Genomic DNA, 14,017 nt, shown 5'->3' on the forward strand with positions numbered 1-14,017 from the left:
TATGCGTACATTAGCCCTGCCCCTCGCAACCCTCATTGTCGTGTGTGCCTGCAATGGCACCAACGCCACGACGGATGACACCACCGCCGCCAGCTCGAGCACCGGCGACACCCCCACCACCGACACCCCCACCGGCGCCGGCGTCTGCGGCGACGGCACCCGCGACGACGGCGAGGACTGCGACGGCGACGACCTCGCCGACCAGACCTGTCAGGGCCTGGACCCGATGTGGAGCGGCGGCACCCTGCAGTGCAGCGCAGATTGCAAGTACGTCACCAGCGGCTGCGAGAGCGACCCCGGGGCCGCCCAGGTCGCCCTCAACGAGGTCACCTCCAAGGGCGCGGTCGACGGCCCCTTCGCCGACAAGGGCGACGCGATCGAGCTGACCAACATCGGCGCCGAGGCGATCGACCTCGCCGGCTGGAAGCTCTCCGACGACCCGACCTTCCCGGTCGACAAGACCTACATATTCCCGGCCGGCAGCAGCCTCGCCAAGGGCGCCTTCTTCGTGCTCGTCGAGCTAAACCCTGACACCATGGAGGGCGAGCTCCCCTTCGGCATCAGCAGCAGCAGCGAGGAGACCCTGACCCTCGCCAACGCCAGCGACGTCGTCGTCGACCAGCTGATCGTCCAGGGCGCCGACGCGGCCGTCTCCTACTGCCGGATCCCCGACGGCAGCGGCGCCTGGCAGACCTGCGACCTCACCCTCGGCAGCGCCAACAAGCCCGCCAGCGTGACCTGCGGCAACGACAAGCTCGAAGGCGAAGAGGTCTGCGACGGCAAGCAGCTCGACGGCCACGACTGCAAGCAGCTCGGCTTCACCGGCGGCACCCTGGCCTGCGCCGCCAGCTGCCTCCTCGACGCCTCCGCCTGCACGTCCGGCAGCATGCTCGTCATCAACGAGGTCGAGTCCAGCGACGACCGCATCGAGCTCTACAACGCCGGCGCCCAGGCCATCGACATCTCCGGGTGGATCCTCACCGACGACCCCGTCGACCCCGCCTACAAGCCCGACGCCGACCTCGAGAAGCTGGTCTTCCCCGCCGCCTCCAGCGTCGCCCCCAAGGAGTACCTCGTCATCGCCAAGGGCGACCTCGCCGGCCAACACCCCTTCGGCCTCGGCGATACCGGCGATTCCGTGACCCTTCTGGACCTCGGCCTGAAGCCGATCAACCACGTCAGCTACGGGCCCAGCGAGGCGGCGCTGTCCTACTGCCGCCTCCCCGACGGGCCCGCCGGTGTTTGGACGGTCGACTGCGTTCCCACGCTGGGGCTGCCTAACAAAGGGCCGTGAAGGGCGCTGTCAACGACAGAAAAACTAAAATAATTTTAGGTTTTCTGTCGTGTGGTCCCCGGACCCCTGATATCGTGCCTCGATTCGAGGCACGGACGAGACGGCGCAATTTGGGCTGCAGCAGCTCAGGAGTGCGGCGATTCGTGTTCCGTCGCGCGGTCCTGCTCCTGCAGGCCCCGAGTCGGGCACTGGCACACCAACCACGAGCCAAGGCGATCCTTCGACCACCAACTTGCCCACCACGGCCGCACGTCCCCCCGGCGAGACCTGTACCACGCCGGAAGGCCCTTTCGCTGGTGTCGATGATTGCGCCCTGGGATCGGTTTGCTGGGATGTCGATGCCGATAATCACGGGATTTTCTTCCGGCAGTGCACCGGCACTTCTAACGCACCCCTCTGCCCGCTTAAGACCAGCTGTCGCTCCGATCAGTACCTTGTGCTCGCGCTCTGTCTCCCGAATTGTGACCCGATCTTGCGCCCCCTGGCGGCCTCGGGTCTGAGCGTCGATGGGGCGATTGACCATACTGCGCAGATCGGGCGCCGACCCGCTCGTATGGTCTCCAGCCAATTGGCATGGACTCCGGCCTCCTGAGCTCCACTGCGCACCGATATCGTGGATCGCATATATCATTGTGTGGCCACCGAAATACTCCACAAATCTGTGGTCCTCTTTCGAGGACTATCCCGCGCCCCGGGATCCCGCCTTGTGGACCTCGCGCGTTGCGGGCTACAGTGCCCGCGATGCTGCGGAGCTCGTCGGCACCCCCTCGACCGGGGACCTCCTGCGCGGAGCAGGGTGCCCGGCTCCGGTTCGGCCGTGGCGGGCACCCTACGGGCCGTAGCGGCCGCGCCCGGGTGCGAAAGATCCGGGCGCCATGACCGACACCTTCGCTCATGCGCGCGAGCCGCTGCCCTGCCCCTATTGCGCAGACCACCACCTGGAGGACCTCCCGGCGTGCCCGAAGTCCAGGCAGACGATCCTGCTCGACGGCAAATACCGGCTGAAGCAGCTGCTCGGCGAGGGCAGCTTTGGCCTGGTGTGGGACGCGCGGAATATCGACACCCAGAAGGAGGTGGCGATCAAATCGCTGCGCGCCGAGGTCGTCAGCAACCCCGCCGTGCTCGCCCGCTTCCTGTGGGAGGCGACCGCCGCCGGCCGCATTCATAACCCGCACGTATGTGATGTCCTCGACCTCGTCAAGAGCAGCGTCCACGGGCCCTACATCGTCCTCGAGCGGCTGTTCGGGCGCCCGCTCGAGGCGCTGATCCAGCAGCAGGGCCGGCTCGCCCCCGAGACCGCCGTGCTGCTGCTCCGCCAGGCATTGATCGGCCTCGAGGCGGTGCACCGCGCCGGCATCGTCCACCGCGACATCAAGCCGGAGAACATCTTCCTCCACGAACCCGCGGACGGCCACCTGGTGGTCAAGCTCCTCGACTTCGGCATCTCAAAGTTCTCGGTCGAGGGCCGCAAGGCCATGACCGCGATGAACCTGTTTATGGGCACCCCCGCCTATACCTCGCCCGAGCAGGCGCGAGGCGCCGCCCAGGTCGACCTGCGCACCGATATCTGGGCGATCGGGGCCATTCTCTACAAGGCGCTCTCCGGCGTCGCGCCCTTCGATGGCCCAGACCTGCCGTCCATGCTCACGGCGATCCTGCACACGCCGCACCCGCCGCTCGCACAGGTGGCGCCGCACGTCCCCGAGGGCCTGGCCGCGATCGTCGACCGCTGCCTGTGCAAGGACCGCGAGCAGCGCTACGCCTCCTGCGCCGAGCTGAGCGCGGCGCTGGCACCCTTCGAGGGCCTCGCCTTCGCCCGCACCGCGTTCGCCGCCCCGAGCCCGCCCGAGCCCAGCGGCGCCCGTGAGCACCCCGAGCTCACGCCCACCCGCACCGCCGTGCCGCGCCCGTGGGCCAACCCAAGCGGCCCCGTCGTCGGCCCCGCCGTCCGCGACGAATCGCTGATCATCGACGAGGTCGCCGAGGTCCCGCGGCCCGCGCCGACGAGCGCCGCCGCCGAGCACCTGATCATCGGCTGCAACCCCGCCGACCGCCGCTGGGTCGTGCACCTGCAGCAACACCTCAAGACCCACCGCGACGGCAACCGCCTCACGACCTGCGACTGCGGCGAGTTCGAACCCGGCGCCCACCAGCGTGACGCCATTGCGACCGCCCTGACCGGGGCCAAGGCCGTCATCTTGCTGGTCTCGCCGCAATTCCTGGCCGAGCAATTCGCGCCCGGCGAGGAGCTCTTCTCGCTGGCATTCATGGCCCAGGGCCGCGGCCTCCCGGTCCTGTGGATCTCGGTTCGGGCCAGCGACTACGAGGATACCGACCTCGTCGACTTCAAGGTCCTCGGCGACCCCTCGCGCCCGCTCGACAGCCTGCCCTTCACCGAGGCCGACCACGCCCTCGAGCAGATCTGCGACCAGATCGTCGAGACCCTGGACCGCCCAGCCCTGGGCGGCCCGACCCTCGCGGGGCTGGCCCCGGGCGGCCCGACACCGCGCGCCTCCACGATCATCAAGTCCGACAGCACCCGCGACATCGAGCACCGGCTCGAGCTGGCCCGCGCGCGCAAGGCCCAACTCGAGCACCTGGGCGAGGACACCAGGACCGTGCGCGAGGAGATCAACATGCTCTGCCGCTCCCTGCGGATGGGCCGCTCCCTGCACCACGGCGATGTCCTCGACGACCGCTTCGTCGTCCTCGACCTCCTCGGCGCCGGCGGCTTCGCCACCGTCTGGCGGGCGCTCGACAAGTCCACCGATTCAGCGGTCGCGCTCAAGGTCCTCCACTCGCAGCACGTGCATAACCCCGAGCGCCGCGAACGCTTCTTCCGCGGCGCGCGGATCATGGCCCAGCTCGACCACCCGCATATCGTCAAGATCATCGAACCCTGGGCCAGCGACGGCGAATATGAGTACTTCGCCATGCAGTACGTCGCCGGTGGCACCCTCCGCGACGCCGTCATGGGCGGCGCTCTCTCGGTCTCCAGGCGCCTCCAGATGCTCATCTCCGTCGCCGACGCGCTCGCCTTCGCCCACGAACGCGGCATCGTCCACCGCGACGTCAAGCCGAGCAATATCCTCGTCGCCGAGGACGGCACCCCCTATCTCACCGACTTCGACCTGGTCCGCGCCGACGACACCACCGGCGGCACCGCCGGCGGCCTCGGCACCGTGATCTACGCCGCCCCCGAGATGATGGAGCAGGCCGGCGAGGCCGACGCCCGGGCCGACGTCTACGGCCTGGGGATGACCCTCGCGTTCCTGTTCTACGAGCGCGACCTGACCATGGACGTGATCCGCGACACCGACCGACTGATCGGTGAATTGAAGGTCCCCGAGGCGATCCGCATGGTCATTCGCACCGCGATCACCTGGAACCGAGATCACCGCTTTCGCAATGGCAGCGAATTCCGCTCGGCCCTGTCCGCCGCGATCAAGGGCCGCAACAGCCTCCCGCCGACCCTGATGGCCACTCCCCGGCCGATCGTTCATTCGAGCACCGTCCTGGCGGCGACCCCGGACCTCGGCGTGGCAGCGACCACAATCGCAGCATCGCCGCCGCCAGCGCAGCCACTCGACATCGCAGCGACCGCAATCGCAGGATCACCGCCCCCAGCGAAGCCGCTCGACATCGCAGCGACCGCAATCGCAGGATCACCGCCCCCAGCCGCAGCGACGCCCCTCGCCGCCATGCCCACGGACAGCGGTCTGCGCACCGAGATCGCTGTGGTGGTACCGATGGCCAGCCAGCCACCGCCGCAGCCCCGACCCGCGGACAGCACGCCGCCCGGCGACACCGCGAGCCCTGCAGCCGCCGCAGCCCCGGCGATCGAGCCCGGCGTCTCGCTCGTCAAGGCATTCGCGGCCATCTCGAAGGAGTCGGATGTGCTGGGCGACCACGCCGTCGCCGCGGTCTTCGACTCGCTCGAGGTGCACGACGTCGAGTCGAGCGCCCGGCGCGACGCTCGCGAAGCGAGGTCGCCGGTGCCCCTGCCCGATCACGATCAAACCTTCCTCGACACCGCGCGGCGCCCCTCCGCGGGCACGGTCGCATTCCTCGCGCTCGGCGCGGGGGTCGTGGTGACGCTGATCTATCTCGTGTTCGCGGGTTCGTGATCAGGGTCCTGCGGGACGGGTCCTTGCCCGGGCGCGGGCAGCATCTGGACCGGTCCGCGGGCGGCTCGCTGCGCCGCCTGAGTGAAGGCGGGGTCGAGTTCGTGATCGTGGGAGGCCTCGCCGCGATCGCCCATGGTGCACAGCGCATGACGAACGACGTCGACATCGTTCTCTCTGACTTGAATATAATGAGTGAGCCACTGTTGCTAAGGTGTCACTTGGCGCAAGGGTAGACCGCCGTCGCAGGTTGTGACTGTCCGGATTACGGATTCGCAAAATCTCGACACAATCAAGGAAGGCAAGAATATTAGTAAAACTATCCTCAGCACCGTCAATATTCATTTCTTCAATCTCCCCGGAATGAACAACACATTCCTTGAGGAGTTAGTGTCCGTGACGATCGTGCTCAATATGCAGAAGACCTGTTTGCATTACAAGGGCGGCGGTGACGCCGAGGGTGCGGCGGGCGACGTGGCGCGAGGTCGACTTCGCCCCCTGCGCGTGGCCTGCCCCCGCGCCCCCGCCCCGGGTATCCTGGGCCCGTGCAAGGTTCGGCTCTGGCGTTCCTGTTCCTCGCCTACGTCGCCGCGCTCGCGGTGTCGACCTGGCGCGGCGTCCCGCCCGGGACCCTCGTCACCTGGGGCGCCGGCGGGGCCGCCCTGATCTGGCTGGTCGTGCTCGTCACCTTGCCGTGGAACCTGCACTTCCGGGCCCGCGAGGTGCTCGGCGAGATGCGGCGATCGATCGACGCCGGCATCACCGTGACCGCCGACCAGCTCGCGTTCGCCGAGAAGGTCAAGCGCTGGACCCTCGCCACCAGCCTCGGCATCCACATCCTCTCGGCCGCCGTCGCCCTCGCCCTCGCCCTGTTCACCGGCAACCAGCTCGGCTACCCCTTCGCCGGCTTCTACCTCCTCAGCAGCCTGGTCCGCCCCGCCACCGCGTCGATCCAGCAGGTCCGGCGCCGCCTCGAGCACATCGCCGAGGACACCCGCTTCCCGCGCGACGACGTCATGAAGCTGCGCGCCCAGGTCGAGGCCCACGAGCTCGCCGTCAAGGAGCTGCGCGAGACCCTCGAGGCCCTGCGCAGCGAACACGACGCCGCCCTCGCCCGCGCCGACAAACAGCGCGGCGACCTCGACCTCAAGATCGCCGCCCTCGCCCGCAAGTTCGAGGAGAGCCTCGACCGCCTCACCGACAACCGCGAGCTCATCTCCGGCATCAAGGCCTTCCTGCGGATGGTCCGCGACCCCGCGCCGCTCCCCATCGAGTAGCCTTCGAGTCGCCTGCCCCGTCGCCCACGTACCCCCGCCATGCCGGCCTTCACCTGGAACCCCGCCGACGCCGAGTCCTACCGCGACGCCGGCATGGAGGCCCTGCTGTGGCGCCCCGCCCCGCGCCTCCTCGTCACCCGCATCCGCGGCCACGCCAGCGCCGCGGCCCTGCGCTTCTACACCGGCCACGCCGAGCAGGAGATGCGCCACGGTCGGGTCGCCGTGTTCCACGACTGGTACGACCTCGCCAGCTACGACGCCGAAGCGCGCGACGAGCTCAAGCGTTGGGGTAAGCGCCACAACGCCGACTTCATCGGCGTGCACTACCTCGTCCGCTCCAAGGTCATCGCCATGTTGATCTCCGTCGCCGCCCTCACGCTCGGCCGCGACCTCGTCGCCACCACCGAGCGCGAGGCCTTCCTCGCCAAGCTGACCGCGGCGATCGCCGGCACGCCCCGCTGACCTCGCGTCAGCTCGCACGCCCCTCGCAAGCGGGCGTATACTCGCGCGCCCAGCATGCCGCGCCGCGTCCTCAAGCTGGCGATCCGCCTCGTCGGCCCCGCGCTGCTGGTCGTCGTCCTCTACCGCCTGCACGGCGCCGGCGTCGTCCTCGATCAGCTCGACCGCCACGACATCCTGCCGCTCACCGGCGCCATGCTGCTCGGCGCGCTGAACTACTACTTCAAGGTCCTGCGCTGGGACGTCCTGCTCGCCGCCCGCGGCCACCGCTACAGCCGCCTGCGCGCCTGGACCTCCTTCCTCTCCTCCGGCTACGTCGGCCTCCTCACCCCCGGCCGCGTCGGCGACCTCCTGCGCGTCCAGTATCTCCGCCACGACCTCGGCATCCCCTACGCCGACGGCCTCGCCCTCCTCACCATCGACCGCCTCTGCGACCTCTACGTCCTGCTCGCCTTCGCCGGCCTCGGCGTCGCCCTCCTCGGCGCCGCCCTCACCGGCGAGCTCGCGCTCGTGCTCTGGCTCGGCGTCGCAGTCACCGCGCTCGGCCCCCTGCTCCTGCTCCTGCCTGGCCTCCTGCGCCGCGTCGCCGCCGTCATGTACCGCTGGCTCCCCGGTCAGCCCGAGCTCGCCGGCTTCGACCGCTTCCTCGCCGGCCTCAAGCAGCAGCGCCCCGCCGACATCGCCCGCGCCGTCGTCTGGACGATCCTCGCCTTCGTCATCAACTATCTGCAGGGCTACCTCCTGGCCGTCGCCCTCAACCTCGATCTCGGCGTCCTCAGCGTCGTCGGTCTGCTCGCCGTCTCGAGCCTGCTCGGCCTCCTCCCGATCTCGATCTCCGGCCTCGGCGTCCGCGAGCTGTTCTTCGCGCTCGCCTTCCCGCTGCTCGGCCACAGCAGCGAGGCCGGCGTGATCTACGGCCTCGGCGTCTTCCTCGTCATCTACGTCGCCGCCGTGATCATGGGCTTCATCAGCTGGCAGGTCGCGCCCCCGCCCGTCGGCGAGCCCGCGAAGTAGCGACTCACACCGACTCGAGCACGCTCGGCACTCCGTCCGCCAATCTCACCAGATCCCATCACGCCGCCCGCCTGCAGATCGCCACCAGCGACGAACCGATCGGCATGTCGACCCGCCGCAGCAATCTCCGCTCGAGGTTCATCACCGCATAAAACGCTTGGTTGATCACCGCCGGCGGCGCCTGCACCGGATACTCCGCGCGCGCCTCGAGCCCCCGCCGCAGCCGGCTCCACACGCGCTGGGCCAGCACCGCCGGGAACAGCAGCGAGGTGTGATAGGTCAGGCGCTCGACGGCGAACCCCGCCGCCAACAGCACCGGCCGCAGCGTCCCCGCCATGTAGCGCCGCCGGTGATGCACCGACACGTCGTGCTCGCTCCACAGCAGCGGCACGGCCGGCACGCTGATCACCGCCAGCCCCCCCGGCCGCAAGATCTCGAGCACCGCCCGCGCCGCCGCCACGTCGTCGTCGATGTGCTCGAGCACGTCGATCAGCGTCACCACGTCGAAGGGCCCGCCCAGGTCGGCCGGCAGGCGGTCGGGCAGGCTCCCGTGGTGCACCGGCAGCCCGAGCGTCTCCGCCGCGAACCGGGCCATCTCCGCGTCGTGCTCGACCATCGTGATCTCACCGAAGCGGCCGAGCTCGCGGGTCAGCAGCGTGCACGCGCCGCCGATGTCGAGCAGCCGCAGCGGCTGCCCCGGCGCCGCCGCGGGCCGGTGCCGCTCGACCAGCTCGAGGATCAGCTCGCGCTTGGCGATCCGCCAGAAGTGCCGGTCCTCGAGCTCGAACCAGCGATCATACGCGCTGCGATCCATCCGCCCCATCCGCCAGCGCGTCGTCGTCCGCCAGCACCTCGCGCACCATGTAGATCGGCTTGCGCTGCGACTCATGGTAGGTGCGGACCACGAACTCGCCGATCAGCCCGAGGCTGACCAGCTGCACGCCGACCACCACCAGCAGCACCGCCAACATCAGCAGCGGCCGGTCGGCCAGCTCGTGCCCCCAGACCAGCTTCTCGACCGTCAGGTACAGCCCGATCGCCACCCCGAGCCCGCCCGTCAGCACCCCGAGCCCGCCGAACACGTGCGCCGGCCGGGTCGAGTAGGTCAGCAGGAAGCGCACCGTCATCAGGTCGAGCGCCACCTTCATGGTCCGCGACACCGTGCGAAAGAACCCGGTGTACTTCGACACCCCGGCCGTGCGCGCGCGGTGATTGACCGCCATCTCGGTCCACCGGATCCCCAGGCTCGACGCCACCGCCGGGACAAAGCGGTGCAGCTCGCCGTACAGCTTGACGTTCTTGACCACGTCGCGGTGATAGACCTTGAGCGAGCAGCCGTAGTCGTGCAGCGCCACCCCGGTGATGCGACCGATCAACCAGTTGGCCACCCGCGACGGCAGCTTGCGGCTAAGCAGCGCGTCCTTCCGCTGGACCCGCCGCCCGCTGACCACGTCGTAGCCCTCCTCCGCCCGCGCCAGCATCCGCGGGATGTCGGCCGGGTCGTTCTGCAGGTCGGCGTCGATCGTGATCACCCACTCCCCGCGCGCGCGGTCGAAGCCCGCCGCGATCGCCGGCGTCTGCCCGAAGTTGCGACGAAACCGGACCGCGATCACCCGGGGGTCGCGCGCGTGCGCGGCCCGCAGCAGCTCGAAGCTCCCGTCCGTGCTGCCGTCGTCGACGCAGATCAGCTCGTGGCTGCGACCGGTCCGCTCCATCGCCGCCATCAGCTCGGCGAGCAGCGCCTCGATGTTGTCGACCTCGTTGAAGATCGGCACCACCACCGAGACGTAGGGCTCGCGGTCCGGCTGCCCGCGGCGGTGCAGCAGCGGCCCGTTGATCGCCACGGCCCGCACCGGCGCGATGCTCTGTCCTGGCGTCTCACTCATGCCGGTCGACGCCCTCCGACGCTCACCGGCCCAGCCGCGCCCGCCGCTCGTGGTGCCAGGCCACCTGCGCGGCCAACCCCTCGCGCAGCGCCACCTGCGGCGCGTAGTTCATGACCTCGGCCGCGCGCGACACGTCGGCCCAGGTGTCCAGCACGTCCCCCGCCTCGCGCCCCTGCCGCTCGATCTGCAGCGGCCCTGTGAGCTCGCCGATCGTCGCCAGCACCTCGCGCAGCGTGACCCGCGAGCCGCCGCCGATGTTGAACACCCCCGCCACCCCGTCGGCCGCCGCCGCGATGTTGGCCTCGACGATGTCGGCGATGAAGGTGAAGTCCCGCGTCTGCTCACCGTCACCGAACAGGTGGATCGGCCGGCCGTCGAGGCCGGCCTCGATGAACTTGTGAAAGCCCATGTCCGGCCGCTGCCGCGGCCCGTACACCGTGAAATATCGCAGCGACGCCGCCGCCAGCCCGAAGTTGTGGCGGTACAGCTCGACCAGGTGCTCCGCCGCCAGCTTCGTCACCCCGTAGGGCGAGTACGGCCGGGTCGCGCTGGCCTCCCGCATCGGCAGCTCGTGCGCCTCGCCATACACCGACGACGACGACGCATACACCACCTTGCGCACGCTCCTGTGCCCGCGCAGCGCCTCGAGCAGCCGCTGCGTCGCCCACAAATTATCCCGCAGGTAGGTCTCGAAGCTCTGCCCCCAGCTGGCCCGCACCCCCGCCTGCGCGGCCTGGTGGTACACCACCTCGACCCCCTCGAGCAGCGGCTCCATCCGACACTCCGCCAAGTCGTGCACCTGCAGCTCAAACCGCGGCTCGTCGCGCAGACGCTCGAGGTTCGCCTCCTTGTACGCCCGACCGTAATAATCGCTGAAGCGGTCGACCCCCACGACCTCGTGCCCGAGCGCCAGCAGCCGCTCCGACAGGCTCGAGCCGACGAAGCCCGCCGCCCCGGTCACGAGGCAGCGCACGCGAGACTCCTGTGACAGCGGCGGAGCGCGATGTTTGCGCGGGGTACGGGCATGGGCGTCGTGCTTACCACGTAAGCGGCTCGCCACGCCACACCCGCGAGAGTGTGTCGGCTCAGCCGCAGCACTCGTCGATCTTGGCGGACATCGCCGGGTCGTCCAACTCGCATACGCCGCCGCTGGGGCAGGTGCCGACCTGCACGCCGTCGATCGTGCACGTGCAGGTGTCGGCCTCGCAGGTGACATCCCTGGACGGCATGTCGAGACACTCGCGCCCGAACCCACAGGTGCCCGCCGGGGGGTCGGGGAACACCCCGACGGTGTACTCCTCGCAGCCATCCTCGCCGAACTCGCATTTGAGATAGGCGTGCTCCAGCTTGTCCCAGCACGGGCCTTCGAAGGTCTGCAGCTCGGTGCACGAGGTCTGGTCGAAGCAGTTGGTCACGTCGAACCACTCGGCGACGCAGAACGCCGGGATGGACTCGTCGCACGGACAGCCCTCGAAGCCGGGATCGGTGTCGCACACGTCGACCCGCATGCACAGGTGGAGGCACATCTCCGCGGGGCTGGCGTCCGGGTCGAGGGGCTCGCCCATGGTCGGGTCGACGAACCCGGAATCGTCGAAGGTGACGTCGCCACTGGTCGGAGCGCCCGTGGTCGCGGTGTCCGCGGCGCCGGTGTCGTCGTTCGGGCCGGTGATCGGCGGGTTTTGCGGCGGGCAGCCGAGGGCCAGGAGGCACACGAGGGTTCGCGCCGCGGTCCGCATGCGAGCGATGTTGCCAGATACGCCTGAGCCCCGCATCCGCGGTGCAGCATGAAACGACCGCCGCGCCCCGTCCGCCGAATGGTCGCTCGCCGTGCGGCAGCTCCCACGCCATGACGCTCCACCCGAATTGATCGACGGCGGCCTCGGCCTCGTCGCCGCGCCCTTCTCGTCTCCGCGTCCGAAAACGGCCAGACGCCGCCCTCATCCCGGGCTATCACCACCCCACCATGCTCGACCTCGACGCCTGCTACGCCGCGCTGACCGCCCGCGACGCCCGCTTCGACGGTCTCTTCTTCGTCGGCGTCGCCACCACCGGCATCTATTGTCGGCCCGTGTGCAGCGCCCGCACCCCGCGGCGCGACCGCTGCACCTTCTATCGATCGTCCGCCGAGGCCGAGCGCGCCGGCCATCGCGCTTGCCTGCGCTGTCGCCCCGAGCTCGCCCCCGGCGCCGCCCCGCAGGACGCCGTCCCCCGCCTCGTCGCCGGCGCCACCGCATTGATCGATCACGGATACCTCAACGAGCACGGCGTCGACGCCCTCGCCCGCACCCTCGGCGTCAGCGCCCGCCACCTCCGCCGCGCCACCGAGGATATGCTCGGCGTCTCGCCGATCGAGCTGGCCCAGTCGCGCCGCCTCGCCCTCGCCAAGCAGCTCCTCCACGACAGCACCCTCCCCATCACCGAGCTCGCCCACGCCAGCGGCTTTCGCAGCGTCCGCCGCTTCAACGCCCTGTTCCAGGCCCGCTTCGGTCGCCCGCCCTCCGAGCTGCGCCGCGCCGCCACCACCCGCGGCCCCGCCCTCGCCCTGCGCCTCGACCTCCGCCCGCCCTTCGACTGGCCCCGCCTCCTCGCATTCCTCGCCGCCCGGGCGATCCCCGGCGTCGAGCAGATCGACGGCGATATCTATCGTCGTGTCATTCACCTCGGCGGCCACACCGGACCTGTCTGCCTCCGCCCCTACCCACACCACCCCGCGATCCGTGCCGAGGTCGACCCCGGCCTCGCCCCCGTGCTCATGCCCCTCGTCGCCCGCCTGCGCCGCCTCCTCGACCTCGACGCCCACCCCGCCCAGATCTCCGCCGTCCTCGCCCGCGACCCGCGGCTCGCCCCCCTCCTGCTGCGCCGCCCCGGCCTGCGGGTGCCCGGGGCCATCGACCCCTTCGAGGCCGCCGCCCGGGCCGTGCTCGGCCAGCAGGTCTCCGTGCGCGCCGCCACCACCCTCGCCGGCCGCCTCGTCGCCCGCTTCGGCCTCCCCCTCGCCGAGCCCCTCGCCAACCTCACCCACCGCTTCCCCACCGCCGCCGAGATCGCTGATATCGCCGTCCCCGAGCTCGCCGCGATCGGCCTGCCGCAGGCCCGCGCCGCAGGCCTGCAGGCCCTCGCCCGCGCCTTCACCGACGAGCATCTCGCCGGACCCCACCAGGACCCCGAGCATTTCGCCGCCGCCCTCACCGCCCTCCCCGGCGTCGGCGACTGGACGGCGCAATACCTGGTCCTGCGCGCCCTGCATCACCCCGACGGCTTCCCCGCCGGCGACCTCGTGCTCCGCAAGGCCCTCGGCGGCCGCCCCGAACGCGCCATCCGCGAGCGAGCCGAGGCCTGGCGGCCCTGGCGAGCCTACGCCGTCCTCCACCTGTGGACCGAGCACAACGAAAGCGAACACCCATGAATCCCGACAATCTCCACACCCTCGCCATCACCAGCCCGCTCGGACAACTCCGCCTATTCGCCGACGACGACGCCCTCCGCGGCGTCTACCTCCCGGTCCAGCCCGCCCCGATCGCCGCCACTTCCCAACACCACCCGATCCTCCTGCGCACCGCCCGGCAATTGCACGAGTACTTCGCCGGCACCCGCCAGCAATTCGATATCCCCCTACACCTCGAAGGCACCGCCTTTCAGCGCCGCGTATGGCAGGTCCTGCGCGAGATCCCCTTCGCCGCCACCCGCAGCTACGCCGAGCTCGCCGCGGCGATCGACCACCCACGCGCCTCCCGGGCCGTCGGCGCCGCCAACGGCAAGAACCCGATCTCCATCATCGTCCCCTGCCACCGCGTCCTCGGCAGCGACGGCAGCCTCACCGGCTACGCCGGCGGCCCGCCGGCCAAGCGCTGGCTGCTCGATCACGAGACCCGCAGCGCCGCGCGTGCATCGACGCCCAGCCATTTGCGCGCCAGCACCCCCGCGAATTCCAGCGCCGCCCTCCCTCCGCGCCCGTGATCGCGA

11 protein-coding genes are annotated in these 14,017 nt (G+C 70.3%); 7 read left to right on the top strand and 4 right to left on the bottom strand.

The window, feature by feature from the left end; genetic code table 11:
* Nucleotide 1: 1 nt before the first annotated feature.
* The 5 genes from IPJ59_RS22645 to IPJ59_RS22665 all read left to right on the top strand — a co-directional run bounded on the left by IPJ59_RS22645 (nucleotide 2) and on the right by IPJ59_RS22665 (nucleotide 8,168).
* A complete protein-coding gene (locus tag IPJ59_RS22645) occupies nucleotides 2–1,294 on the top strand; it encodes a lamin tail domain-containing protein (RefSeq protein ID WP_293273263.1) in 1,293 nt (430 codons plus the stop codon).
* An 875-nt stretch (nucleotides 1,295–2,169) separates the two neighbouring features.
* Complete coding sequence (locus IPJ59_RS22650; protein WP_293273264.1) at nucleotides 2,170–5,421, top strand: protein kinase domain-containing protein; 3,252 nt, start codon at nucleotides 2,170–2,172, stop codon at nucleotides 5,419–5,421.
* 542 nt (nucleotides 5,422–5,963) lie between these two features.
* Nucleotides 5,964–6,695 carry a coiled-coil domain-containing protein gene (locus tag IPJ59_RS22655; RefSeq protein ID WP_293273265.1) on the top strand — a complete coding sequence of 244 codons (732 nt, stop codon included), beginning with the start codon at nucleotides 5,964–5,966 and terminating at the stop codon, nucleotides 6,693–6,695.
* Nucleotides 6,696–6,734: 39 nt separating this feature from the next.
* Complete coding sequence (locus IPJ59_RS22660; protein WP_293247702.1) at nucleotides 6,735–7,157, top strand: hypothetical protein; 423 nt, start codon at nucleotides 6,735–6,737, stop codon at nucleotides 7,155–7,157.
* A 54-nt stretch (nucleotides 7,158–7,211) separates the two neighbouring features.
* Nucleotides 7,212–8,168: a lysylphosphatidylglycerol synthase transmembrane domain-containing protein gene (locus IPJ59_RS22665; RefSeq protein ID WP_293247700.1), complete on the top strand. Its 957-nt coding sequence runs from the start codon at nucleotides 7,212–7,214 to the stop codon at nucleotides 8,166–8,168.
* A gap of 58 nt (nucleotides 8,169–8,226) precedes the next feature.
* Here IPJ59_RS22665 and IPJ59_RS22670 read toward each other — a convergent pair whose 3' ends face one another.
* The 4 genes from IPJ59_RS22670 to IPJ59_RS22685 form a co-directional block, all read right to left on the bottom strand.
* Entirely contained in the window at nucleotides 8,227–8,982 is a 756-nt protein-coding gene (locus IPJ59_RS22670) for a class I SAM-dependent methyltransferase (protein WP_293273266.1), read from the bottom strand.
* Entirely contained in the window at nucleotides 8,963–10,054 is a 1,092-nt protein-coding gene (locus IPJ59_RS22675; RefSeq protein ID WP_293247694.1) for a glycosyltransferase family 2 protein, read from the bottom strand. The genes IPJ59_RS22670 and IPJ59_RS22675 overlap by 20 nt, the downstream gene beginning before the upstream one ends.
* Nucleotides 10,055–10,076: 22 nt before the next feature.
* Entirely contained in the window at nucleotides 10,077–11,027 is a 951-nt protein-coding gene (locus IPJ59_RS22680) for an NAD-dependent epimerase/dehydratase family protein (RefSeq protein ID WP_293273267.1), read from the bottom strand.
* Nucleotides 11,028–11,139: 112 nt separating this feature from the next.
* Entirely contained in the window at nucleotides 11,140–11,790 is a 651-nt protein-coding gene (locus IPJ59_RS22685; protein WP_293247688.1) for a hypothetical protein, read from the bottom strand.
* Between the two features lie 227 nt (nucleotides 11,791–12,017).
* Here IPJ59_RS22685 and IPJ59_RS22690 point away from each other — a divergent pair, with 227 nt between their 5' ends.
* On the top strand, nucleotides 12,018–13,460 hold the full coding sequence (locus IPJ59_RS22690; RefSeq protein WP_293273268.1) for a DNA-3-methyladenine glycosylase 2: 1,443 nt from the start codon (nucleotides 12,018–12,020) through the stop codon (nucleotides 13,458–13,460).
* Nucleotides 13,457–14,011 (top strand): methylated-DNA--[protein]-cysteine S-methyltransferase, encoded by a 555-nt coding sequence (locus IPJ59_RS22695; protein ID WP_293247682.1) that lies wholly within the window; start codon nucleotides 13,457–13,459, stop codon nucleotides 14,009–14,011. The genes IPJ59_RS22690 and IPJ59_RS22695 overlap by 4 nt, the downstream gene beginning before the upstream one ends.
* Nucleotides 14,012–14,017: the final 6 nt, after the last annotated feature.

This window comes from Nannocystis sp. (assembly GCF_016714285.1).
Taxonomy (GTDB): Bacteria; Myxococcota_A; Polyangia; order Nannocystales; family Nannocystaceae; genus Nannocystis.

Bases quoted from the DNA above. Each gene is read 5' to 3' on its own strand.
- IPJ59_RS22645 (WP_293273263.1), top strand. From the start codon at position 2: ATGCGTACATTAGCCCTGCCCCTCGCAACCCTCATTGTCGTGTGTGCC.
- IPJ59_RS22650 (WP_293273264.1), top strand. From the start codon at position 2,170: ATGACCGACACCTTCGCTCATGCGCGCGAGCCGCTGCCCTGCCCCTAT.
- IPJ59_RS22660 (WP_293247702.1), top strand. From the start codon at position 6,735: ATGCCGGCCTTCACCTGGAACCCCGCCGACGCCGAGTCCTACCGCGAC.
- IPJ59_RS22665 (WP_293247700.1), top strand. From the start codon at position 7,212: ATGCCGCGCCGCGTCCTCAAGCTGGCGATCCGCCTCGTCGGCCCCGCG.
- IPJ59_RS22670 (WP_293273266.1), bottom strand. From the start codon at position 8,982: ATGGATCGCAGCGCGTATGATCGCTGGTTCGAGCTCGAGGACCGGCAC.
- IPJ59_RS22675 (WP_293247694.1), bottom strand. From the start codon at position 10,054: ATGAGTGAGACGCCAGGACAGAGCATCGCGCCGGTGCGGGCCGTGGCG.
- IPJ59_RS22685 (WP_293247688.1), bottom strand. From the start codon at position 11,790: ATGCGGACCGCGGCGCGAACCCTCGTGTGCCTCCTGGCCCTCGGCTGC.
- IPJ59_RS22690 (WP_293273268.1), top strand. From the start codon at position 12,018: ATGCTCGACCTCGACGCCTGCTACGCCGCGCTGACCGCCCGCGACGCC.
- IPJ59_RS22695 (WP_293247682.1), top strand. From the start codon at position 13,457: ATGAATCCCGACAATCTCCACACCCTCGCCATCACCAGCCCGCTCGGA.